The sequence below is a fragment of the Shewanella inventionis genome (assembly GCF_019931735.1).
Taxonomy (GTDB): domain Bacteria; phylum Pseudomonadota; class Gammaproteobacteria; order Enterobacterales; family Shewanellaceae; genus Shewanella; species Shewanella inventionis.
In genome coordinates this window covers 932,870-956,121 of record NZ_CP082926.1, presented here as the reverse complement: position 1 = coordinate 956,121, position 23,252 = coordinate 932,870, and the positions used below count along the sequence as shown (strand labels likewise).

At 43.3% G+C, this 23,252-nt stretch carries 16 protein-coding genes; 9 read left to right on the top strand and 7 right to left on the bottom strand.

Annotated features, from left to right (window positions below; all coding sequences use genetic code 11):
• Positions 1-198 precede the first annotated feature (198 nt).
• The 4 genes from K8B83_RS04395 to rimO all read left to right on the top strand — a co-directional run bounded on the left by K8B83_RS04395 (position 199) and on the right by rimO (position 7,807).
• Positions 199-1,302 carry a phosphoribosylaminoimidazolesuccinocarboxamide synthase gene (locus tag K8B83_RS04395; RefSeq protein WP_188739609.1) on the top strand — a complete coding sequence of 368 codons (1,104 nt, stop codon included), beginning with the start codon at positions 199-201 and terminating at the stop codon, positions 1,300-1,302.
• Between the two features lie 212 nt (positions 1,303-1,514).
• Positions 1,515-3,662 (top strand): TonB-dependent siderophore receptor, encoded by a 2,148-nt coding sequence (locus K8B83_RS04390; RefSeq protein ID WP_188739610.1) that lies wholly within the window; start codon positions 1,515-1,517, stop codon positions 3,660-3,662.
• Positions 3,663-4,764: 1,102 nt separating this feature from the next.
• Positions 4,765-6,204, top strand: a complete 1,440-nt coding sequence (locus K8B83_RS04385; protein WP_188739611.1) for a methyl-accepting chemotaxis protein — start codon at positions 4,765-4,767, stop codon at positions 6,202-6,204.
• Positions 6,205-6,391: 187 nt separating this feature from the next.
• The gene (rimO, locus tag K8B83_RS04380) at positions 6,392-7,807 is read left to right on the top strand and encodes a 30S ribosomal protein S12 methylthiotransferase RimO (protein WP_188739612.1); all 1,416 of its coding nucleotides are present in this window, start codon (positions 6,392-6,394) and stop codon (positions 7,805-7,807) included.
• Positions 7,808-7,935: 128 nt separating this feature from the next.
• Here rimO and K8B83_RS04375 read toward each other — a convergent pair whose 3' ends face one another.
• Complete coding sequence (locus K8B83_RS04375) at positions 7,936-9,306, bottom strand: DUF4397 domain-containing protein (RefSeq protein ID WP_188739613.1); 1,371 nt, start codon at positions 9,304-9,306, stop codon at positions 7,936-7,938.
• A gap of 226 nt (positions 9,307-9,532) precedes the next feature.
• Positions 9,533-10,912: a metalloprotease PmbA gene (gene pmbA / locus K8B83_RS04370; protein WP_223419225.1), complete on the bottom strand. Its 1,380-nt coding sequence runs from the start codon at positions 10,910-10,912 to the stop codon at positions 9,533-9,535.
• Positions 10,913-11,058: 146 nt separating this feature from the next.
• Between pmbA and yjgA the strand changes: the two genes are divergently transcribed.
• From yjgA to K8B83_RS04345, 5 genes are all read left to right on the top strand, one after another.
• Positions 11,059-11,592, top strand: a complete 534-nt coding sequence (yjgA, locus tag K8B83_RS04365) for a ribosome biogenesis factor YjgA (protein ID WP_188739615.1) — start codon at positions 11,059-11,061, stop codon at positions 11,590-11,592.
• Positions 11,593-11,637: 45 nt separating this feature from the next.
• Positions 11,638-14,115, top strand: coding sequence for an Ig-like domain-containing protein (locus K8B83_RS04360; RefSeq protein ID WP_188739616.1), 2,478 nt, complete (start codon positions 11,638-11,640; stop codon positions 14,113-14,115).
• Between the two features lie 201 nt (positions 14,116-14,316).
• Entirely contained in the window at positions 14,317-14,718 is a 402-nt protein-coding gene (locus K8B83_RS04355; RefSeq protein WP_188739617.1) for a hypothetical protein, read from the top strand.
• 259 nt (positions 14,719-14,977) lie between these two features.
• Positions 14,978-15,868 carry a LysR family transcriptional regulator gene (locus K8B83_RS04350; RefSeq protein ID WP_188739618.1) on the top strand — a complete coding sequence of 297 codons (891 nt, stop codon included), beginning with the start codon at positions 14,978-14,980 and terminating at the stop codon, positions 15,866-15,868.
• A gap of 243 nt (positions 15,869-16,111) precedes the next feature.
• Positions 16,112-16,624, top strand: a complete 513-nt coding sequence (locus K8B83_RS04345; RefSeq protein ID WP_188739619.1) for a tetratricopeptide repeat protein — start codon at positions 16,112-16,114, stop codon at positions 16,622-16,624.
• Positions 16,625-16,752: 128 nt separating this feature from the next.
• Here K8B83_RS04345 and K8B83_RS04340 read toward each other — a convergent pair whose 3' ends face one another.
• The 5 genes from K8B83_RS04340 to tldD form a co-directional block, all read right to left on the bottom strand.
• Positions 16,753-17,916, bottom strand: a complete 1,164-nt coding sequence (locus K8B83_RS04340) for an ABC transporter permease (protein ID WP_188739620.1) — start codon at positions 17,914-17,916, stop codon at positions 16,753-16,755.
• Positions 17,913-19,085, bottom strand: a complete 1,173-nt coding sequence (locus tag K8B83_RS04335; protein WP_188739621.1) for an ABC transporter permease — start codon at positions 19,083-19,085, stop codon at positions 17,913-17,915. The genes K8B83_RS04340 and K8B83_RS04335 overlap by 4 nt, the downstream gene beginning before the upstream one ends.
• Before the next feature lie 21 nt (positions 19,086-19,106).
• Positions 19,107-20,093 carry an HlyD family secretion protein gene (locus tag K8B83_RS04330; RefSeq protein WP_188739622.1) on the bottom strand — a complete coding sequence of 329 codons (987 nt, stop codon included), beginning with the start codon at positions 20,091-20,093 and terminating at the stop codon, positions 19,107-19,109.
• Positions 20,080-21,528 (bottom strand): TolC family protein, encoded by a 1,449-nt coding sequence (locus tag K8B83_RS04325; RefSeq protein ID WP_223419223.1) that lies wholly within the window; start codon positions 21,526-21,528, stop codon positions 20,080-20,082. The genes K8B83_RS04330 and K8B83_RS04325 overlap by 14 nt, the downstream gene beginning before the upstream one ends.
• Before the next feature lie 225 nt (positions 21,529-21,753).
• On the bottom strand, positions 21,754-23,202 hold the full coding sequence (tldD, locus tag K8B83_RS04320) for a metalloprotease TldD (RefSeq protein WP_188739623.1): 1,449 nt from the start codon (positions 23,200-23,202) through the stop codon (positions 21,754-21,756).
• Between the last annotated feature and the right edge of the window lie 50 nt (positions 23,203-23,252).

Genomic DNA, 23,252 nt, shown 5'->3' with positions numbered 1-23,252 from the left:
CGCACACGATTAAGGAGATAGATTTTGCCCGATAGCCAATACAAAGTCTTTACCAAGATGCGCCTCTAACACCGTTGATTGTTCGCATAACAAAAAAGGCTATTTCAGCATGCCCTTTTCGCGTGGCAAATCCAGCTAATACAGGTAAAATAGCCGCCATAAAAAACCTATGTGCCCTACTACCTAAGGAACACTCGCATGAGTCTTGCTGATTCCGTTCTTGCTGTGAACAATGATTTACCCATCCGTACCGACAAACCCGTCCACAGTGGCAAAGTTCGCAGCGTTTACTGGTTAACCGATACTGATAGCCGTCGCCTGATCCGCGATAAAGGATATGATGTCCCTGCAGACACGCCACTGGCCATTATGGTCATCAGCGATCGCATTTCAGCCTTTGATTGTATTTTTCATGGTGAAGGAAACTTGCAAGGCATTCCGGGTAAAGGCGCGGCATTAAATGCGATTTCAAATCACTGGTTTGGCTTATTTGCTGAAAACGGTTTAGCTGACAGCCATATTTTAGATATTCCACACCCATTTGTATGGATAGTACAAAAAGCCCGCCCAATTAAGGTGGAAGCCATTTGTCGTCAATACATTACTGGCTCAATGTGGCGCGCTTACTCAAAAGGCGAACGTGTGTTTTGTGGCATCACCTTGCCAGAAGGCTTAAGCAAAGATCAAAAATTACCTGAACTGCTAATAACCCCATCAACCAAAGGCATTTTAACCGGTATTCCTGGCGTGCCTGCACAAGATGACGTTAACATCAGCCGCAGCGACATTGAAGCCAACTACCAGGCATTCGGCTTTGAAAAGCCGCAAGATATCGACCTTTACGAAACCTTGCTCAAACAAGGCTTTAAAGTCATTTCAGACACCTTAGCCAAGCTTGATCAGGTGTTTGTCGACACTAAATTTGAATTTGGCTACGTGAATGACAAAAACGGTCAATCAAAACTGATTTACATGGATGAAGTTGGCACACCAGATTCGTCACGTATATGGGATGGCCCAGCTTACCGCGACGGTAAAATTGTAGAAAACTCAAAAGAAGGCTTCCGCCAGTTTTTATTAAACCATTTTGACGATGCCGACATTTTATTAAATAAAGACAGAATGCCTGAGCGTGAAGCGCTTGCACGTGATAATGACCTACCACTTGAAGCCATGATGAACGTATCTCGCACTTACACTGGTGTAGCTGAAAAAATCACAGGTCGCAGCATTGCACTGCCTGCGAACCCAAAAGCTGACATCATTAAGGTATTACGCGAGCAGTATGATTTAATCGATTAATCACTCGTATTTACCACAAATAACGGCGCCTTTGAGCGCCGTTTTTGTCAACAAAACATTCTAGTCACCCTTTCAAAAAAGTTATTCTTTACAAAACCCATAAAATGTAAATGATAATGATTTCTATTACGATCCAATGTATCATCCTGGCTAAACATAATTACTTATAACAGAACAAGGACTAGTTCATAGCCGTTGAAGATGATAACACCATGAAATTAAATAAAATTAGCTTGGCTGTACTCTGCGCCATCAGCTTAAGTCAGTATGCTATCGCAAATGAAACTGAAACCGAAAATCAAAAAATCAAAACCGCAAACATTGAAAAAATTGAAGTGAAAGGCAGCTATATTGCGGGTTACAACGCTCACTCCGCCAGTGGCGCCTCAAGATTAGACCTAGCCATCGTCGATATTCCACAATCCATCTCAGTTATTACCGACGCCCAATTACAAGACTTTCAACTCCACGACATTAATACTGCGCTTGACTCTGCAACCGGGGTAAACGTTGAACGGATTGAAACTGACCGCACCTATTACACCGCTCGCGGTTTTGATATCACTAACTTCCAAATTGATGGTATTGGTTTACCACTGACCTCAGGCAATAACCACGCCGATGAAGACACCGCAATTTATGACCGCATTGAAGTGATCCGTGGTGCTAATGGGTTAATGACGGGTGTGGGTAATCCGTCAGCCACCATCAACTTTATTCGTAAACGCCCAACCGCAGACAATCAACTAAGCGTAAGTGGCACCTACGGCAGCTTTAATAACACCCGCCTTGAAGCAGATGGCTCGGTGAAACTCAATGACACCTTTGCCGCAAGAGCCGTTGCGTTAACCCAAAGTAAAGACTCGTATTTAGACCGCTATCACACTGACAAAAATATCGTTTATGTCTTTTTAGAAGCCAATCTAAGCCAAGACACAACATTGTCACTCAGTCACAGTTACATGAACAACGATGCTACAGGTAATAACTGGGGCGCATTACCCTTGTTTTATACCGACGGCAGCGCCACCAATTACGATAGTTCAACCAACACGTCTGCTGACTGGTCTAATTGGCAAGTGGTTAAAAACAATACGGTATTAGAGCTTAGCCACCATTTTAATGATAATTGGCGCCTACGCGGCACCTATTCACACAAAACAACAGATGAAGACACTGAGTTATTTTATGTTTACGGTACACCAGACAAAGAAACCGAATTAGGTTTAACTGGCTATGGCAGTGAATATGACTTAGACGACCAAAGCGATTTAGTCGATATTTATGTAGACGGTAACTTCAGCCTATTTGCCCGCGAACATCAAGTGGTTGCAGGGGTTAACTATTCTAAAATGAGCTACACCGACAGCTCACTTTACGATTTCACCACAGGTAATGGCTTCCCAGCGATGCCAGATCTCAACACCTGGGACGGCAATACACCCATGCCCACATTTGCTGATGGTTTACGAGGCAGTGATGTCACCCGCGAGCAACAAGCAGCTTACTTTACGGGTCGCTTTAGCATTGTTGACGACTTACACCTTATTGTTGGCGGTCGTTACAACGATTGGCAGGCAGAGGGAGAATCATACGAGGTAGACCAACAAGCTGATTATCAACAGTTTATACCTTATTTAGGTGCTGTGTATAACATCACTCCAGAACTAGTGGCTTACGCCAGTTACACCGAAAACTTTGTCGCTCAAACAGAAAAAGACAGTGTCGGTGTCTTTTTAGATCCAATCACAGGCGAAAGCCGCGAAGTGGGTGTGAAAAGTGAGCTATTTAATGGCCGCCTTATTACCAGCCTAGCCTATTTTGATGTAAAACAAACCAATATAGCCATACTCGACCCTGACACGGTGGATTTGCCTATTGATATGCAAACATACTACGGCTCAGACGGGATCAGTAGCACAGGGTTTGAATTTGAAGTAGCCGGTGAGATATACCCAGGTTTAAATGCCAGCATAGGTTACACCGACTTTGATATTGAAGGTGACGATACCGTTGCAGCCTACACTCCAAATAAATTATTAAAATTTGCCGCAACCTACGACTTTGAAACAATCGACGGATTCTCTATCGGGATAAACATGCGCTGGCAAGACGATATTTCGCGCAGTCAAGGTGTCGTTGCCGCTGGGTTTGACAACGCAGGCGCTGAGATTATTACCGAGCAGGACGCCTATGCGGTAATTGATTTAATGGCTAAATATCAAATTACTGATCAGCTAGGCTTGGCGGTTAATGCTTACAATGTCGGTGATGAAAAATACATAAACAGCTTATATTGGGCTCAAGGCTATTACGGTGCTCCAGCTAATTACAGCGCAACATTAACTTGGAAAATGTAACCGACAACCCTGTTAGAGCATATTGCCACGCTATAGCTTAATAGAGGATAAAAAGGATGGCCAAATGGTCATCCTTTTTTATATTCGCCGAGAATACCCAAAGCTTTATACCAATTCCACTAATTATCTGGTCATTCAGCGGGAATTCTGTGCCTTCTAGGCAAGTAATAGGATTGTAGGCATAGTTGCTCTCGGCAACTGCTCCTGCGTTGCTCTACCTCCTGCATCCATGCAGTCGTACGTCAAAATACTATTAAGCAGCATAGAAGGCACAGAAACCCGCCTTGCAGGAGACGCTCAGACAGTCCATTTCTTTGTTGCATTGCCTTAGAAGGGAATAACCATTATTTCAACAATGCGCCTCAAACTGAACAGTCTGAGCGACTCTGATTAGTCACATAATTAATGGAAATGGTATTACAACCTAGAAAACAACCTTTATCACATAAATGAAATTGTAAACACGCTCACTACTTGATTAAAAAATAACTTAAACACACAAAAACAAAGTAAAAAATCAAATACTAAAAATACAAAAACTTAATGTAAAACAGTGCTTTAGAATAAGGTAAGCCTTAAGATAATTGTTGTAACATTTTTGGTTTATCATTTTACCCACTGACAATACCTGATTTTTGCAAGAGCCTGTTATTAAAGGTTTTTTTAACCAGACTCATTGAGTGAAGTCGCAACAACCATGCAACCACAATCCCTTTGTAAATCGTCAGCAAAATGTATTTTACAAGGATAAAAATTAACCAATAAAAACATGTTTGCAATTGAAGGTGGGTGAGTTTTCAGTAAACTATGATGTTAGCGACATCACATTAAAACAAGCGATACCGTAGAGGCTTTACAGCGTCAACTTAACGACATTAAAAATCAATAAACCCCTTAAGCTATTCGATTTTATGTCGATATATATCCAATAAACCTGTCAGATGCATAACATTGTGCATCATCAGGTATATTGAGTAAAAAGTTAGCTAGTTTGTTATTTTGGTCATAATAACTGTAGTTTGCACGGTATTTTAGTATCAAAATACTGTAAGCTAATCTACTATTTGCATTTATTGTATTTACCGATTTAGGTACCCTTGCTATGAAACAAGTTGATTTTAGAAGTATCGATAAACTCTTTATCAAAATGTCCATTAACGACAAATTTTGGACAATTTTCGCGCTGTTTCTTATCGTATTATCCAGCGTCTCCATCGGCAGCTATGTCAACAAAATTGATCAAATAGAGCAACAATCGGTACAGGTTTTAGAGCAAAAAGTTGCTGCAATGGTACAAGCGCTCGATACAACCGGCCAACTTGAACAGGCAGCAAGCCTTGGGTTGCAGGTTTCTAACCGCGCTCAAACCAGCTCTCGCTTACAAGATACCGTGACCGCGGTTTATGCGTCTGCTGGCCAGTATTACACCCTCAGCGAATCCGTATATAACCAAGAGTCAGATGCTAAAACAGCTGCAATGAACTCGATGCTATTGGCATTTTTATGGGTTATCCCATTTGCTATTGTGCTTTATTGGAACGCCACATTTATTGGCGGAGCATTGTGGGTACTGTGGGATACCACAGAAAAAATTGCTAAAGGCGATTTAACCTCACGTTTAGGCTTTCACCCTGGGCGCGACGAGTTTGGTACCATTGGTTGCGCATTAGATAAAGCAATGGACACCTTAAGTGAGTTGGTTATTGCGGTAAAAAACAACACAGAAACCTTACATGCAACATCAGATTCTTTTGCTAGCGATGCAGAACAAGGCGCAGAACAAATTGACTTGCAATACGCCTCTTTAGACTCTGTTGCCACCGCAATGGAAGAAATGACCGCATCAGCCGCTGAAGTGTCTAACATCGCTCGTAACTCAACTGAACGTGTTGAACAGGATTCTGAATACACTCGCCAAAGTTACGACAGAGCCAAACGTGCGATTAATGAGATCCAAAAGTTATCTAAATACATTGAGCAAACGTCTAACTCGGTCAACACGTTAAAAGTGAATGCAACCAATATTAATGAAGTGATTACCACCATTAATGCCATTTCAGACCAAACCAACTTATTAGCACTTAACGCTGCAATTGAAGCTGCTCGTGCCGGTGAAATGGGCCGTGGATTTGCGGTAGTAGCCGATGAAGTGCGCACCTTAGCAGGCCGTACTCAAGCTGCAACAGTAGAAATTCACAACATGATTGAGCTGCTGCAAAGCGAAACACTCAATATCGACAGTATTACTCGAGACACGGTTAAACAAGCACAAACCAGTAGTGATTTAATCAGCGATATTGGTACCGACATTGATGCCATTGCTGAGTCATCGCGTTCAATTATGGACATGAGCTTTCAAATTTCGACCTCATCAGAAGAACAAAGCGCTGTGGCAAACGACATCGCCAAAGAGCTTACTGAAATACGTCACAAATCAAATATCATCAGAGGGCTATCACAACAGTCGGCTCATGGTGTTAAAGACTTATCTAAAGCTGCAGCCAATTTAGGTAAAATTCTAAGCCGTTACCGCACCCAATAAAACAAGTTTTACCGTTATCATAACGACGTGGCATTAACCGATGTCACGTCGTTTTTTATTAGCCTGATGCCGAATTTTTACAGTATAATTTTCAACCACGATTGCTCTATACCTTTCGTGACTTTCAGGTATAATCCGCCAACATTTTTATGCCCATGTTATCCGTTAACTTTATGTGTGAGATCTTATGACTGTTGAAACATTTACACCCAAGCAAACAACCACGCTCGATATCCCAGTAAAAACTCTTGAGGCTAACAGCACAAGCATCCCAAGTACTGGTAATCGAATTGGTTTTGTTTCATTGGGCTGTCCAAAAAACTTAGTCGACTCAGAACGGATCCTCACCCAACTTCGCACAGAAGGGTACGACGTAACCAACAGTTATGACGATGCTGACCTCGTTATTGTGAACACCTGTGGCTTTATTGACAGCGCGGTACAAGAGTCGTTAGAAACCATTGGCGAAGCATTAGCTGCAAATGGCAAAGTGCTTGTAACAGGCTGTTTAGGCGTTAAAAAAGATGAAATCGTTGAACTTCACCCTAACGTGTTAGGCGTTACCGGCCCACATGCCTATGATGAAGTGCTTAAACAAGTGCACCTGCATGTTGAAAAGCCTAAGCACAATCCACTGATGGACCTAGTGCCTGATCATGGCATTAAGCTAACACCAAAGCATTACGCCTATTTAAAAATATCTGAAGGCTGTAATCACCGTTGTACCTTCTGCATTATTCCATCAATGCGCGGAGATTTAGACTCTCGCCCTATTGGTGACGTACTCGGCGAAGCCCAGCGCTTAGTCAACGCCGGCGTTAAAGAGTTATTAGTGATATCTCAAGACACGTCAGCTTATGGCGTTGATGTTAAACACAAAACGGCATTTTGGGATGGCATGCCAGTTAAAACTCACATGCAACAGCTTTGTGAAGAATTAGCCAAACAAGGCGTGTGGGTGCGTTTGCATTATGTTTACCCTTACCCACATGTGGATGACATTATTCCATTAATGGCCGAAGGTAAAATTCTGCCCTATTTAGACATTCCGTTTCAGCATGCCAACAAACGTATATTGAAGTTAATGAAACGCCCTGGTAGCTCAGACAAAGTATTAGAACGTATCGCCAAATGGCGCGAGATTTGTCCAGAATTAGTGATTCGTTCAACCTTTATTGTCGGCTTTCCTGGTGAAACCGAAGAAGAATTTGAAGAGCTATTAGACTTTTTAGAAGAAGCACAATTAGACCGCGTAGGTTGCTTTAAATACTCACCGGTAGAAGGCGCTAAAGCAAACGATTTACCAGACCATGTGCCAGAAGATGTTATGGAAGATCGTCTACAACGCTTTATGGCGCTACAAGCACAAATCAGTGCCGACAAGTTGCAAGCGCGCATTGGCCAAGAGTATTTAATCTTAATTGATGAAGTAAATACCGAAGGTGCAATTGGCCGCTCATACATGGACGCGCCAGAAATTGACGGTAAAGTGTATTTAACCGACGAGTTTGACGTGCAACCAGGTGATCAGGTTTGGGTACAAATTATTCACGCTGATGAACATGATGTCTGGGGCGTAAAAGTGGAAGATGAAGACGAATAAACTTCATAAGCCAGTGCTATAACGCGTTAACACATAAAAAAGCCGATATCATTGATATCGGCTTTTTCGTCTTTAAACTGGCTTAATTACTGTTTTAATACCGTATTAGAGACCAGCTTTAAGCTCAATTAGTCTAACGAAGTCAGTCTATGACCTAGTGCACTTTCTGTGTCTGGCGTTAAGACAAACGTAAAGTTACTACCACCACTGATACTCATTGATTCAGACTGATAAACCAGTGTTTGAGTACCATTGTCATCTTCATACACTATATTAATTTCATAGTCATCTTCAGGCAGAGTTGTGCTTTGCTGCTCAACAAAATCTAAATCCGTTAACGTGTACTCAGCGGTTTCAATGGTTTCTGAATCACGAACAAAGTACACAGTTAAGTCATCATAATCGTATGACAAGTTAATAACATCGACTTTGTATTCGTATGCGCGTGGACGTAAATCTTGAGTGATTACCATGCCTTTGACTGAACTGTCTTCTTTTTGATAAATCAGCACCGACTTAATGTCGTCCTGGTTAAAGGTTACCAATAAATTATCAAATAGCTTAGCGTCAGTTGTTGCATCTTTTACCGTGATACCGTAATCGTTAAACGACGTTGATTGGTAATCGGTAACTGCAAACGGTGAAACATCATATAAATATTGTGTTTCTTGCTTACTGGTAATATCAATATCAATGCTTTGAGTTTGCAAACCATTAAATACGCGATAATCAGCGGTTGCTTCTAACGCTGCATAATTATCAACAGTCGTTGTTGAATCAACACTGTCGATAGTCACTTTAATGTCACCTGCACCAAAACTGTTACGAATGATGAACTTGTAAACCGTTTCAGTGGTTAAATCCATGCTACCCGTTGTATAAATAACGTCTTTGGTGCCTGTTGTTGTTAGGTACACAATGTAATCGTCGGTATCGAGAATAGTTGAGTCGGTGTAAGTGCCGTATGAAGCACTGCCAATCATTACTGCTTCGTCAATGGTTTGGGTATCGAGTGAGATATACGCGTCAAACGTGCCTTCGTCAGTAGCAACGTTGGCAATCAAGACCTGCATTTTACTGTATTCGTAATCTTCATCCGCATTAAGCTCATCCATCTCATCACGGTTATAATTAATATCCAGTAATTGTGGATCAAGATAATCACCATAAAGCACAAACAAATGGTTATCGTCGGCGGCTAAATCAATGGTATCGCTGTAAACGGTAACAGTTTCGCCGTCTTCATCTTGACCATAAATCTCTAACTCTGCGCTGTCGACACTGTAACCATAACGCGGCATGGCATCAGCAAAATCAATTGCGGTATACGAGTAGTCATCTAACACTAACGATGTTGAAGTACTGTTAGGTGATGCATTGTAATATTGTACATAAGCAACATCGCTGCTACTGCTATCAGAACTATCAGAGCCACACCCTAATAGAACCGCTCCAACCGTTGACATAATTATCAACTGGCTTACTTTCTTGTTAAACATAATGACTCCATTAACCGCTTAGCTACATTTGCAGTATTATGACTCTTTGCATGCGTAAACGACTGTCAAGAAAGGTAAAGTAGATATATAAAACGTCAAGATTGCCTTTTTTGGTTATAAAAAGACCTCTTATCGGCCGATAAGAGGTCTAAATGAATACATTAGAATAAGCTAATTTAAATATGACTTACCAATTGGGCATGTGGCTTACGGTAATTGTAAAAAATTAGTTACCGGCGATTTTCATCTCGCTCAGTAAAATACCACCGGTACGAATTGATGAGCGCAGATCACGATCTTTACCCACGCCCTGAATGCCTTTAAACATCTCTTTTAAATTACCTGCAATAGTAATTTCTTCAACCGGATACAACACCTCGCCATTTTCAACGTAAAAACCCGCAGCACCACGCGAATAATCACCTGTGACACCATTAACCCCCTGGCCCATCACCTCGGTCACAATTAAGCCTGTGTTCATCGTATTAACTAAGTCATCAAAAGTCTGATTAGTATGGCTTAAGGTCCAGTTGTAAACACCGCCCGCATGGCCTGTATTGGTCATGCCGAGTTTACGTGCTGAGTAACTGGTCAATAAATAAGTGGCAAGTTGACCATTGTCGATAATACGGCGCGACTGCGTTGCGACACCTTCGCTGTCGTAATTAGCACTGGCCAACGCAGCTAATAAATGAGGTTGCTCTTCAATACTGAACCAATCTGGGAATATTTGTGTTTCTAATGCATCAAGCAAGAAACTCGACTTACGGTAAATACTGCTACCACTAATTGCACCAATTAAATGCCCCATTAAACCGGTGGCAATCTCAGGCGCAAACAATACCGGCATTTTAGCAGTGGCAATTTTACGCGCATCTAAACGGCTTAAGGTTTTATTAGCCGCCTGCTGGCCAACCGCCTCTGGAGACAATAACTCCTGATACTTACGGGCAACGGTATAATCGTAATCGCGTTGCATATTACCATCAGACTCTTCGCCTATCACTACACAACTTAAGCTGTAACGCGAACTGCAATACCCATTTAAAAATCCGTGACTATTACCGTACACTTTGGCGGCAGTGTGCGCATTGGCTGTGGCACCGTCTGAATTACGAATGCGGCTATCAACCGACAAACTGGCCTCTTCAGCCCGAATAGCCAATTGCGCTAATTCTTCGGCATCAATATCTTGTGGATGATACAGCTGTAAATCGCGAATATCTTGCGCCATTAATGCTGCATCAGCTAAACCACTAAATGGGTCTTCTGAGGTGTATTTAGCAATACCATCGGCCGCTCTTACGGCTTCACGGATGGCCTCTGGGCTTAAATCTGAGGTTGAAGAGTTACCTTTACGGCCATCACGATAAATGGTGATCCCTAATGCACCGTCTTTGTTAAACTCAACGGTCTCGACTTCTTTCTCGCGAGTAGAAACCGACAAGCCCTGCTGCTTGCTAATAGCGACTTCTGCGGCAGTTGTGCCCAGTTGTTTCGCGTACTCTAAAGCAACGGCTACGGCATCTTTTAGTGCCGATAATTCAGAATCAATTCTTGGTGTTGGTTCACTGGCGCTAGGCGCTGAAGAAGGATGAGAAGCCACAAATTTACTCTTTAATTAGTCTAATTGACGCTAGCATATCAAATTAAAAAGCCGATTGATAACCAACCCGATATCTTGAATAAAATCTGCATATTCAATGCCAAATAAATGCTATCATTAACCTATATTGACTCGAGGTTAAGACTATGAAGATTGTTGGCGATTCTGAACACTTTCAGCAGCCCTATGATAACGATGACGAATACGTCAGCAGAACTGGATTTAAAAAAGAAAGCGAAGAAGCTCAAGCCCTTGGCATGCGCCTAGTTGCCCTAAGCAAAACCCAATTAGATAAAATGGATCTAGATGAATTTCTTTATGACGCCATTTTAAAATCTAAATTGATCAAACAAAAAACTGAAGCATATCGCCGTCATTTACAATATATTGGCAAATTGATGCGTGGTTTTGATCACGAACCTATTCAAGCAGCACTAGATAAAGTGTTGAATAAGAATAATAATGAAGCCGCTCAGATACAGATTTTTGAAAAAATGCGCGAGCGTTTATTGACTAACGGTGACGATGAAGTTCAGGTGCTTTTGGATCAACATCCACATCTAGACCGTCAAAAATTACGTCAGCTGATCCGTCAGGCCAACAAAGAATTAGCGAAAGGGCCTGAGTCAAAGTCGTCAAAAGAACTGTTTAAGTATTTGAGAGCTGAAATAAAAGACTAACGTTTATTTACACATTATCTGAATAACAAAATAAGGATGTTGCTAATGCAGCTTGTAACAACGATACGTGCACTTTTTTTATCTCTTGCTTCAATATTGTTATTTACAGGTTGTAACGGTGCCGCAGACGGCACCGATTCAGATACATCAGATGACAGTTATAGTCTGTCGGTTAGCTACCAGGATGTAGCCAATGGCCAGTGTGATGCCAGTACCGACAGCTTAATATTTGATCTCAATGACAGTGTTTGTGTTGTTGCTAAACTCACATTAGGTAGCGCCAATGTCAGCGGTGCACTCATTGAATTTAGCACCACCAACGCCACACTCAGTAATGCCTCGGTACTAACAGACTCAAGCGGTATCGCCACCACCTTGTTGAGTTCCACCAGCACAGAAGCGGGCACGCTAACAGCGACCTTTAGCTCAGATGATGAAAGCATCAGTGCCAGCCGTAATTACCAATTTAAAGAATACACCACTACAACACCGGTAGAGGCGGTGAATTTCACGGTTTCAATTAGTGACAGCAACGGTGTAACTACCCGTTTTAATGTGGGCGATACGGTGCAACTCAACGCGCAATTAACCGACAGCAGCAACCAGGGTATTGCCAATCAAATTGTTACATTTAATGCCGGCAGCGCCACACTAACGCCCTCAACAGCACTGACCACAGATACAGGCATTGCCACATTAAGCTTTACCCCGACCGATTCTGAATTAGGAGCCAGTTTACTCACGGCCACTGTAGAATATGACGACACCACATTAACCAGCACTAGCGCTTATGAAGTGCTAGCCTCTACCGATGTCATTACTGACGACACAATAAAAATAGGGTCTTACAATGCCAGCGGTGAGTTTATTGAAAACGTACTAGGCACCACACTCACTGCTGATGCAGATGGCGAGTATACTATTAGTGCAGGTGGTACTTTTGGCGTTACCGCCACGTTAGTAACACAAGCAGCTGACGGCACCATTACCCGCCTGCAAAGCCCAATTAGCATTAGTTTTAGTTCAGATTGCACCACTAACGACAATGCAACCCTAGATTCTCCAGTCACGACTGTTGCAGGCTCAGCAAGCTCGACATTTTCTGACACCAGCTGTAGTGGCAACAGTGAAAGCACAGACACCATCGTCGCCAGCGCAACGGTAAATGACACCAGTTTAAGCGCCAGTTTATCGTTCGCATTAGCACGCCAAACATTATCAAATATTAGTTTTGTGTCTGCAGACCCAACGCAAATCCGCATCAAAGGTTCTGGTGGCACAGATACCACAGAATCCTCATTGGTAACGTTTTTGGTAAGCAGTGCTAATGGCCAGCCAGCAGCCCAGCAAGAGGTTGACTTTAGCCTCGACACCACAGTGGGTGGCTTGGTATTTTCTAATGGCGAGACTACTGATAGCAGTATTACTAATTCTGAAGGTCTGGTAAGTGTGAGAGTGCAAGCTGGTACTATTCCTACGCCTGTACGCGTAATGGCATCAACGACCGATATTGATACTGGCAACACCATTACCAGCCAATCTGAACAGCTCACTGTTAACACTGGTTTGCCGCAGCAATTAGGTTTTAGTATTTCAAGTTCAAACAGTAACCCAGAAGCTGGTGATTACAACGGTGAAGATGTCACCATTACCGTGTATGCATCTGACAGCTTTGGCAACCCAGCGCCAGACGATACTACAGTTAACTTTACAACAGAAGGCGGCCAAATTGAGCCTTCATGTAGCATCGTAAGCGGGAGCTGTAGCGTCACCTGGACATCGGCATCACCACGGGTGAGCGATCACCGCATCACCATTTTAGCTTACGCCCTTGGGCACGAGACCTTCTTTGACACCAATGGCAACAACATGTTTGATGATGAAGATGGTAGTGCAGTTGATGGCTGTTTAATTGGCACAACGTCTGAGCCCTGTAGCGGTAACGGTATGGACATAGAAACCTACCATGACGGTGGTTTTGTTGATTTACCAGATGCCTTTAGAGATGACAATGAGTCTCGTACTTACGATTTAGGTGAGCCGTACTTTAATACAAAATCAATCGACGAATTCCAAGAAGGTGACGATGTGTTTAACGGCCCTCAGTGCTTGGGCAGTTTATGCAACAGCACGGCCATGACAACCTACATCCGTAAAGCCTTGGTGTTAACCATGTCAGGCTCAACAGCCAACTTTACTGTAAGCCAAAATGGTTCAGTGATTACTGATTTTGATAACGACATTGAAGACATGGCCAATGGCGACTCAGCAACCTTTACCGTGGTATTAAGCGACAGTGCAGACCAAATACTCCCCTCTGGCACAACCTTGACGGTGAGCAGTAGCGAAGGTGAATTAACATTTGCGGGATATACTGTGCCTAATCGAAATTCAGCTGGCGGTACCGCTACATCGTTTACACTTAAAAATGAAGACACGCCAGGAACTAGCCTAATAACCCTAACGGCAACCACACCAAAAGGTGTAACTAGCACCTTGAATTTTTCGGTGACCTTGTTGTAACAACCCTTAAAAAACCTAAAGCCTGCTGAAATAGCGGGCTTTTTTTTGGTTGGCATTTGCTAATAAGTTGTTACAATATCGTCCGAAATACGGTAAAAACTGATATTTCAGTCTCCTATTGCGAGAAACATTATATAAACAGGGCTAGTTTATTAATACGAGAGACAGGTAATGTCTTTCGACGCAGACTAAGGAAAAATAATGCGCAAAACTCATGTGATTTCTATGTTAACTGCCGCAGTGCTTCTCAGCGCGTGTGCAGCTAAACCTCCTATCGTGGCACAAAATAAAACAGTTGTAGTCAATGACCAAACTATCATTTTTGGCGGCATTTACGACAAAGAAAAAAACAAACTGCAACTTATCGCCAATGGCGACGCAATCATGCAAGGTCGATTCCCTCCTATGACCCCAACCCAACACCTTAACGCCAAGCTAAATGGTATGGCTATTAAAGGCGATTGCTATTTTGGTTCTGTTTTAGGCGACCAAGGTGGTGCTTTTGGTGTTGTGGCCAGTATTGTTCAATCAACAAAAAACAGCACGGCTGACAAGTGCGACATTTTCATTGATGGCGAGCAGAAAGAAACACTCTATTTTTAAATAAACCAAGCCAATAAGTACTAGCCCTGCTTTATTTTTGATAACAAATCGCACCAACAGGGTGCACCAATGTGTCGACAAAGCACTAACACGACTCAAATGCTAAATAGTAAGCATTCCAACATATTGTTATGTAATAATTTTATAGCATGGTCTAAACTTTGCTGCATTCATTGCTATATCGTCTATCACCACTCTCGACCTATTGTCATGATTTTCATTAATCCTAAGGTCATTATTTGCTTTTGTAGAGAATTGAATGCTCCCTTTACATACCTCAATGCGCGGTTTACGGTGTTTTTGTGTAGCTGCCGAATGTTTAAGTTTTAAAGAGACAGCACAAAAGCTGTACCTTACGCCTTCGGCTGTTAGCCATCAAATAAAGCAACTTGAAGAAACCCTCAACCAAACGCTCTTTATTCGTCAAACTCGCTCAATAGCATTAACAGAAGTTGGCGCTCGGTTTTATCAGGCCATTGAGCCCATTATGCAGCAATTGGTTAATACGGTTAGCGAGTTTAATCAGTCAGATCGTATGCTTGAAGTGAGCATATCCATGCCTGAGTTTTTCGCCAGCGAGCTGTTTATGCCCAAACTGATTGGGTGGTCATCGAGTTACCCCAACATCAATCTAAAACTTGAAACCATTAAGTCTCGCAGTGATGTGATTAAGCATACAGACGTGTCAATTATGCTCTCAGGTAAGCAGCAAGCCAGTGACGATGTTTATGATTTATTTCCTATCACGTATATTCCGGCCTGTAATCCGCAACTCCACAGCGAGCTGTCCTCACAAGGCTTTAAAGCATTAACCAAAGTGCCGTTAATATTACATAAAGCTAGGCCTTACGCCTGGCACCAATGGGCCGAAAATATTGGGTATGATCAATTTAAACCTAAACAAATTATTCAATTAGACAGTATGTTCAGTGTCGCCCGCGCAGCAGAACAAGGGCTTGGAGTTGCGCTAATTCCGTTACCTATCAGCCAGGCATGGTTTGATAATCACACGCTTATATCCTTGTTCCCTCAGCCACTTTATAGCCACGACCGCTATTACCTGGTACGCCACACCAACGAGCAACATCGCCCCGAGGTGCAACTGCTTATTGACTGGATCCTTAAAAGCTTTCATGACGAAAGCCAGTAGTAACTTGAAATATCATAAGCCTTCTTTTGGCGTCGATTACGTTGCGTGTTCGCGGCGCCATTGAGTCTTTCCATGCGTACACAACACATAAAATGTGACACCACAACGAAAACAAAATACCTCTTAATGTATAGGTGAATTATTTTAATCCATTAATGCGTTTTTTATCGTTTGTCGCCTGTATTCCTTTTCACTAAAGTTCACCTGTAGCGCGGCGCTACAACAACTTAAAAGGAGCAAACCATGAAAAAGAGCATTGTTAATGGCCTAATCTGTGCCTCAGTATTACTTACCACATCAACAAGTGTGATGGCCGATATACAAGGCCAAGCGTTAAGCAGTACTGCATATAAAATGGTATTAATTGAAGATGTACCAGGTGTAACAGCATTGCAAGCTGGTAATGTAGAAGAAGGGCTAACTGCAACTCTGTCTGCAAGTAAATATACGGTTGACGACTATTCTCGCAACGTGAACTTATGCGCAGGTTACATTCAAATGTCTGACATGGAAAAAGCAGAAAAAGCCTGTAGCGCCGCCGTAAAAAGCGCTCGCACTCAAGTCGCTATTCCATCAATGTCAGTGCGTGCTTATGCATACAATAACCGTGGTGTGATGAAGCTTCTCAACAACGACAATTTAGGCGCATTAGAAGACTTTAAGCGCGCAGCAAAAGCTGACAGCAGCAGTATCTACAAGCACAATCTTGAACGCCTAGAAGCAGCATTAAACACAGCTCAATCAGGGGTGCTATAATTGGAGGTTGACCAAAAACCGTTACGGTTCACGTCAATCAACTTGATACCCTTTAGGGCCAATCACAGCACTCTCAATGTGATAAAATAGACAGGCGGAACAGTTGACTACCTGTCTATTTTTTTACCCTACTCGCTTAACACGTCACTTTTTATGCCAACCGCTTGCTTTTGTTTTTGCGCAACAGCCCAAATAGCAAGGCAAACAAACACAGCAAATAAAACCCAAAGTTGTAGCCACTTGGGTTGTACCGCAGACCACAGCGCACCGAGTTGATTTAACTCTAGCATTCCCATAATAGCCGGCACAGCAGGAATAACCTGCGACACAGCAACAAGAGGCTCTGGGATCAATGCGATGGGCCACACAAACCCCGATACAAAAAGTACCGGCATCGACATCAATAAATACAATTGGGTAGGAAAGTCACGCCGCTTAAACATGCAACTCAACAGTATTCCTAATGCACCTGTTGCTAATAAAAAAGGCAACATAAACAAAGCAACTTCGATAATAGTTGCCAAAACACTCACTTGATACCAATAAAAACAGTAACCCAAATAAAAACCACTAAACACGCCATACATGAGTAAAAATACACTTAATCGGGCCATCACTAACAAGCCTGGGCTAACCTGTTGCCAATAGCCTTTTTTGCGCCATTGTCCCGCCCCTAAAATGCCTGTACCAATTAACAACGTTTGATGCAAAATGAGTAAAAATAGCCCGGGCACCACATACGGGGTGTATCCAAGGCTTGGGTTAAATACAGGATTGGCATTAATATTAATTGAGTTAACACTTTGCTCTGCCAGCTGCGGATTTTGCCCCCGAGACAATAAACCAATAAGTTGCACATGTTTACTGGCATCAATTCCTGCTGCAACTAAGCCCTCTGCTACCGCCGAATAAATTAAAAAGTAACTGGCATCGCCGCCATAACTTAAGGTTGCCCCCTTACCTATTAATAGATCTCGCCTAAAGTTTGCCGGGATCACTAACAAGCCGTGAGCTTTGCCCTGGTTTACCCAAGCTTGGGCTTCATCAATACTGGCTAAGTTAGCCAGTATATGTATTTTGGCACTGGCATCAGCATGACGGGTCACTAAGCGGCTAAGCGAGGAATTATCGTGATCAACCACCACCACTTGCTGCTCTGTTGGCACCTGTTGCAAATAAGGAAGCGGATACAGTACCGAATAAAATAACACCCCGCCAAATAGCGTCACCGCGATGGCCTTGTCGGCCAAAATGGCTTTTACTTCAGCCAGCATTAACTGCCAAAAACTCATTGGCTCGCCTCCTGGTCGCTTATGGTGGTGCTCAATTGATTACGAGGCAGCTGTTTGGCTTTATGGGCTAACCACACAATCACGGGCACTAGCAATAAAAAGCCCCAATAGGAACCCATTTGTGCCACAACATAGGGTAGGTCGACACCATAGCTAATGACGCTTACATGAGAGTCAATGTAATGGCTCGATGGCATCACTAAGCGCCACCACTGAGCAAGCAAAGGCATATCATTAACCGGAAAGGTTATTCCCATAAATGCAAAGGCTGGAGCCAATAATGCCGTGCAAAAACTCACGGTACGCGCGCTATCTCGCATGGCCATAAAAATCACCAACACCAGTGTCCATAACGCCAGTAACATAGCAAATTGCGCCAGCACTAAATCAATCAACGCGCCAGCTGCTGGCAGGCTTAGGTAATGATAAAGCCACAATAAAATAAACCCGCTATGCAATAACATAATAGGGCTATAAAGCAGTATTTTGGTGGCAATAAGCGCCCCAATATTATGGGGTAAATAATAACGTTCTTGATGCAGAATCAGCTCTTTATTAAGGCTGTTCACAAACACCAACATCGCTAACAATTGCCATAACGCGATAAGAATGGGCGGCACTAAAAAGCCAACGTAATTGTTGTTACGATTAAACAATGCCGTGGTTTGATTAGTGATTGGCGTGAGGCTGACGTCAACTGTGGCTTTATTGGCCCCGTTAAGCAATAACCTTTGTTGGCCAATATGACTTAGACCTTCTGCCAGGCTCAACTGTAATTGACTAGACAGTAATTTACCCACTAGTAAAAACTGGCTGTTGTAGCGAATATCGATGGTGGGTTGATGCCCAGTAAGCAGATCTTTTTTTAGCTGATAAGGCAAGACAACCATTGCGTATACTTGAGTTTGACGCATGGCCTCAATTGCTTGAGCTTCATTAGCAAACGATTGCGGCGCAATCACTGAGTTGGCCAACAGCTGACGGCTCAGCATTCGGCTAATTTGGCTGTTATCCAGATCCACTAGCGCCACGGGCAGTTGCCGTGGTAAACCTGCACTAAACAACCACCATAGCGCCAACACACCAATCAGCGGAATATAGCTTATCAATGCGAGCTGCCAGGGAGAATGCCACAGTATGTTGAGTTCTCGCTTAAATAACTGTCTCATTATTAAGCCTTAAAATGTGGCTTACTGGTCAAGTTTGTCTAGACGAAATATGACCGACATGCCAACGCGTAAATCGGCTATAGGTTGCTTTGGTGTCAACTCGACCTCAAAGGTGCGCATATCAAAATCGTGGCCGCTTTCAGTTGAGCGCCAGGTGGCAAAGTTACCCATTACACTAATGTGCGACACCACAAAATCAACCTTTTGCTGCAGCGCAGGAATGGCCAAGGTTAAGGTTTGTCCTTGCTTAAATAGACTGAGCTGGTCTTCGCGCACTTGCATAACAGCCCAGGCATCTGACATATCAATAATACTCACCACAGGGAAGCCGCTCGGAGCAAGCTCGCCAGCTTGGAGCAATACATCACTTACTTCAGCTTGTTTTGGCGAGCGCATTTGGCTGTCGGCTAAAATGGCATTCACTTCTTTCACTGCACCTTCTGCCATACGGGTTTGGCCCGCAGCTGCGGCTTTGGTTTCACTGCGAGCGCCTTCTTCGGCCATTTGATACATGGCAAGAGCGGCTTGCTCTGTGTATTTTGCCGCTTGCCATTGAGTGTATGCTTCATCGCGTTTTTGCCGGGCAATCACGCCTTCGTTAAATAAGTTTTCAACACGTTGATAAGTGGTAAGGCTAAGCGCTGTCGCGGCTTGTGCTTTACGCCATTGCTCTTGTGCGGCGGTAACTTCTTGTTGTCTGGCACCATTATTAGCTTGCTGCTGCATTGCGTTAGCAGCATCTAATCCGCCTTGTGCTTGCATTAGTTTTGCGTCTAACTCAGGGCTACTTATGGCAAATAAAATATCACCTTGAGCCACTTTATCGCCTTTACGCACTAACACCTGCTCAATACGACCCGGGACTTTTGAGGAAATATTGTATTCGCGCGCCTCAATTTGCCCTTGCAACACCATAGGCTTGGGGGTAAACGCCAGCATAAGCCCATAGCCTAGCAGTAACAATAACAACAGCAATGCCAATACGGCGATAACTCTATTGGTCCGCATTTGAGGCTCCCTGAATTTGAGTTCGATTAATATAGTCGTCGACCTGACCACTTATCGCCATGACTTTGGCATAGGCCTGCATATAACGATATTGAGCGCCGAGCTGTTTGGTTTTTACCGCAGTTAAACTTAACTCGGCATCGACACGATCAATAGATGTGGATAACCCTTGGTTGAATGCTAATTCACGTAATCGAAGGTTTTCTGTGGCCAATGCAAGTGACACATCAAGCGCGTCAACCTCCTCTTTGGCTTGCAGCATTTGTCGGTAACTTTGATCAACCAATAAACTTAAATCTTGCCGGGTTTGGGCTTTGGTATACCGCGCTTGTAATAATGCACTTTTAGCCGCCAGCACCTTACCACTGTGGCCGTCACGGCTGATAAGCGGAACACTCACACCAACGCCGACCAGCCAGTTGGGCTCCACTTGCGAAAATAAACTGTCGTCTTCATACAAGGTGTAATTGCCGTATAAGTACACAGTTGGGTAATATCCGCCTTTTTCTAGGTCCACCAATCCGTTTGCTTGCGCTTCTTTGGCCTCAAGTAATGTTAACGCTGGGTGTTCACTTAAAGTGAGCTGACTTAACCGTGACAACGACGGTTGTTGCTCAAGCATAAATAAGTCTGTACTAGGATTCACCTTTGGTACATGCAGCATTCGCGCTAACGCGATGTCGGCCATTTCATATTGTCGCTTTGCCTTACCCCAATCCACTTTGGCGTTTTCGAGTGCGACTTGTGCATTGAGGCGCTCTACTTTGGCAATTTGGCCTTGCTGTTCAAGTTTTTCAGCGTGCGATACATGTAAGCTTAAGGAATCCACCAGCTGTTTTTGGGTTTCTGCTAACGTTTGCGTTACCGACACGGCATAGTATCGCTCAACTAATTGTAAAAATAACTCGCGTTGAGCTAGGGCAAACTCAGACTCTGACTCTGATACCTGTGCAGCATGGATCCCTTGAGCTGCAGTAATACGCCCGCCTGTGTATATCGGCCACATGGCTTGTAAGCTGGCCCGAAACACGTCTTGTTCGGTAAATGGGGTTACATACATGGAGCTTGGAATGGTGGCCAATACTTCAGTAACGGCACTGGGTAATGAACTCACATCGAGTGATGCAAGCGGATTTAAATCTTGTAAATCTAATTCAATGGGTTTTTCAAGGCGGGTGTAACTTCCGGCCACATTTAATGATGGATAATTTAACGCATCACCCGCGGCTTCTTTTGCTTTGGCACGATTAACAAGTTGATTTTTGGCCTGGAGTTGATCGCTCACGTGTAACAATTGCGACCAAGCTTGAGAAAAGCTCATGTTTTCAGCATACGCTACACTGGTATTGGCTAACGCCGTGATACTCAAAACAGCCAAGCCTAGCACTCGCGTTAAGCGCCACACATATCGACCCATACTATTAGCTACAATCATAATCACCTCTAGAGCTTTTGCTCTATTCCCTGATGAATTATACCCTGTATCGCGTTTTTTATCAGCCACCCATTGCACAAACTCACCAAAACAATATTCAATCAAAATTGATGAGTTTACATTAAACCCATCAATGTGCTGTTACCATTTCGATTAAATATCTAAACAATCACAGTTACTTAGACTTTTAAGTTTGAGGTGCATTATTAAAATATTGGTATTAGATTATGCGGTGCCGCCTACGGTTAACCGGTCAATTTTTAATGTGGGCTGGCCAACGCCAACAGGCACACTTTGACCATCTTTGCCGCAAACACCTACGCCTTTATCCAAGGCTAAATCATTACCTACCATTGAGATTAATCCCATGGCTTCTGGGCCGTTACCAATTAAGGTCGCACCTTTAATAGCTTGCGTGACTTCACCATCTTCAATTAAGTAGGCTTCTGAAGCTGAGAACACAAATTTACCTGAGGTAATATCTACTTGTCCGCCACCAAAATTAGGTGCATAAATGCCTTTTTTAACTGACTTAATAATGTCGGCAGGGTTAGTGTCACCCGCATTCATATAGGTGTTGGTCATTCGAGGCATGGGTAGGTGAGCATATGATTCGCGGCGACCATTACCGGTAGGCGCCTGGCCCATTAATCGAGCATTGAGTTTATCTTGCATGTAGCCTTTTAAAATACCATTTTCAATTAAAGTGGTTTTTTGGCTTGGCACACCTTCATCATCAATGCTTAACGAACCGCGGCGGTTTTCAATTGTGCCATCGTCTACAACTGTGACTAATGTTGATGCAACCTGCTTACCGATTTTGCCACTAAATGCACTGCTGCCTTTGCGGTTAAAATCACCTTCTAGGCCATGGCCAACGGCTTCGTGCAATAATACGCCTGGCCAGCCACTGCCTAATACCACTGGCATTTCACCCGCTGGAGCATCTATGGCATTGACGTTAACTTGGGCCTGACGCACAGCTTCACGGGCAAACTCAAAACTTTGTGGTAAACCGGCGTCATCAGTGGCTAAAAACACACTGTAGTCATGACGACCACCGCCACCAGCACTGCCGCGCTCACGTTTGCCGTTATCGTCTAAAATAACGCTGCAATTAAAGCGCACTAAAGGGCGAATATCTGCGGCTAATGTTCCGTCGCTTGCGGCAATCAATATCTCTTCATGTACGCCAGATAAGCTTACAACAACCTGAATAATACGGCTGTCCAGACTACGAATGTAGGCATCGGCTTGTTTAAGTAAATCAATTTTTTTAACTTCATCCATTGCCGCTATTGGATCGGCACTGTCGTAGAGTTTATGTGCGGTTTGACGTTTGAACGCTTGCACTTTATGTTGCTGACCGGCACTGGCGATGCCACGAGCGGCTTTCGCGGCGGCATCAAGTGCCACTGGAGTGATTTCATCGGCGTAAGCAAAACCGGTTTTTTCACCGCTAATGGCTCGCACTCCAACACCGCGTTCAATATGAAAACTGCCTTCTTTTACTATGCCATCTTCTAACACCCACGACTCATGGCGACAACCTTGAAAATACATATCTGAAAAATCAATATTGTGTTGATGAATGGTATTTAAGTAACCTTGCAGTCCATCTAAGGTTAATCCATCGTGCAATAAGCTTTGCTCTACTTGAGTTAAAAATGGCATTCAAATTCTCTTTAATTAATCACTAACGCGTTGTGCGAATGAGGTATGTA

What these genes read in the sequence shown, in the direction of transcription:
- K8B83_RS04375 (WP_188739613.1), bottom strand. Translation starts at nt 9,306, where the DNA reads ATGTTTAACAAGAAAGTAAGCCAGTTGATAATTATGTCAACGGTTGGA.
- K8B83_RS04355 (WP_188739617.1), top strand. Translation starts at nt 14,317, where the DNA reads ATGCGCAAAACTCATGTGATTTCTATGTTAACTGCCGCAGTGCTTCTC.
- K8B83_RS04360 (WP_188739616.1), top strand. Translation starts at nt 11,638, where the DNA reads ATGCAGCTTGTAACAACGATACGTGCACTTTTTTTATCTCTTGCTTCA.
- tldD (WP_188739623.1), bottom strand. Translation starts at nt 23,202, where the DNA reads ATGCCATTTTTAACTCAAGTAGAGCAAAGCTTATTGCACGATGGATTA.
- K8B83_RS04325 (WP_223419223.1), bottom strand. Translation starts at nt 21,528, where the DNA reads ATGATTGTAGCTAATAGTATGGGTCGATATGTGTGGCGCTTAACGCGA.
- K8B83_RS04340 (WP_188739620.1), bottom strand. Translation starts at nt 17,916, where the DNA reads ATGAGTTTTTGGCAGTTAATGCTGGCTGAAGTAAAAGCCATTTTGGCC.
- yjgA (WP_188739615.1), top strand. Translation starts at nt 11,059, where the DNA reads ATGAAGATTGTTGGCGATTCTGAACACTTTCAGCAGCCCTATGATAAC.
- K8B83_RS04345 (WP_188739619.1), top strand. Translation starts at nt 16,112, where the DNA reads ATGAAAAAGAGCATTGTTAATGGCCTAATCTGTGCCTCAGTATTACTT.
- K8B83_RS04395 (WP_188739609.1), top strand. Translation starts at nt 199, where the DNA reads ATGAGTCTTGCTGATTCCGTTCTTGCTGTGAACAATGATTTACCCATC.
- K8B83_RS04330 (WP_188739622.1), bottom strand. Translation starts at nt 20,093, where the DNA reads ATGCGGACCAATAGAGTTATCGCCGTATTGGCATTGCTGTTGTTATTG.
- K8B83_RS04385 (WP_188739611.1), top strand. Translation starts at nt 4,765, where the DNA reads ATGAAACAAGTTGATTTTAGAAGTATCGATAAACTCTTTATCAAAATG.
- K8B83_RS04390 (WP_188739610.1), top strand. Translation starts at nt 1,515, where the DNA reads ATGAAATTAAATAAAATTAGCTTGGCTGTACTCTGCGCCATCAGCTTA.
- K8B83_RS04350 (WP_188739618.1), top strand. Translation starts at nt 14,978, where the DNA reads ATGCTCCCTTTACATACCTCAATGCGCGGTTTACGGTGTTTTTGTGTA.
- K8B83_RS04335 (WP_188739621.1), bottom strand. Translation starts at nt 19,085, where the DNA reads ATGAGACAGTTATTTAAGCGAGAACTCAACATACTGTGGCATTCTCCC.
- rimO (WP_188739612.1), top strand. Translation starts at nt 6,392, where the DNA reads ATGACTGTTGAAACATTTACACCCAAGCAAACAACCACGCTCGATATC.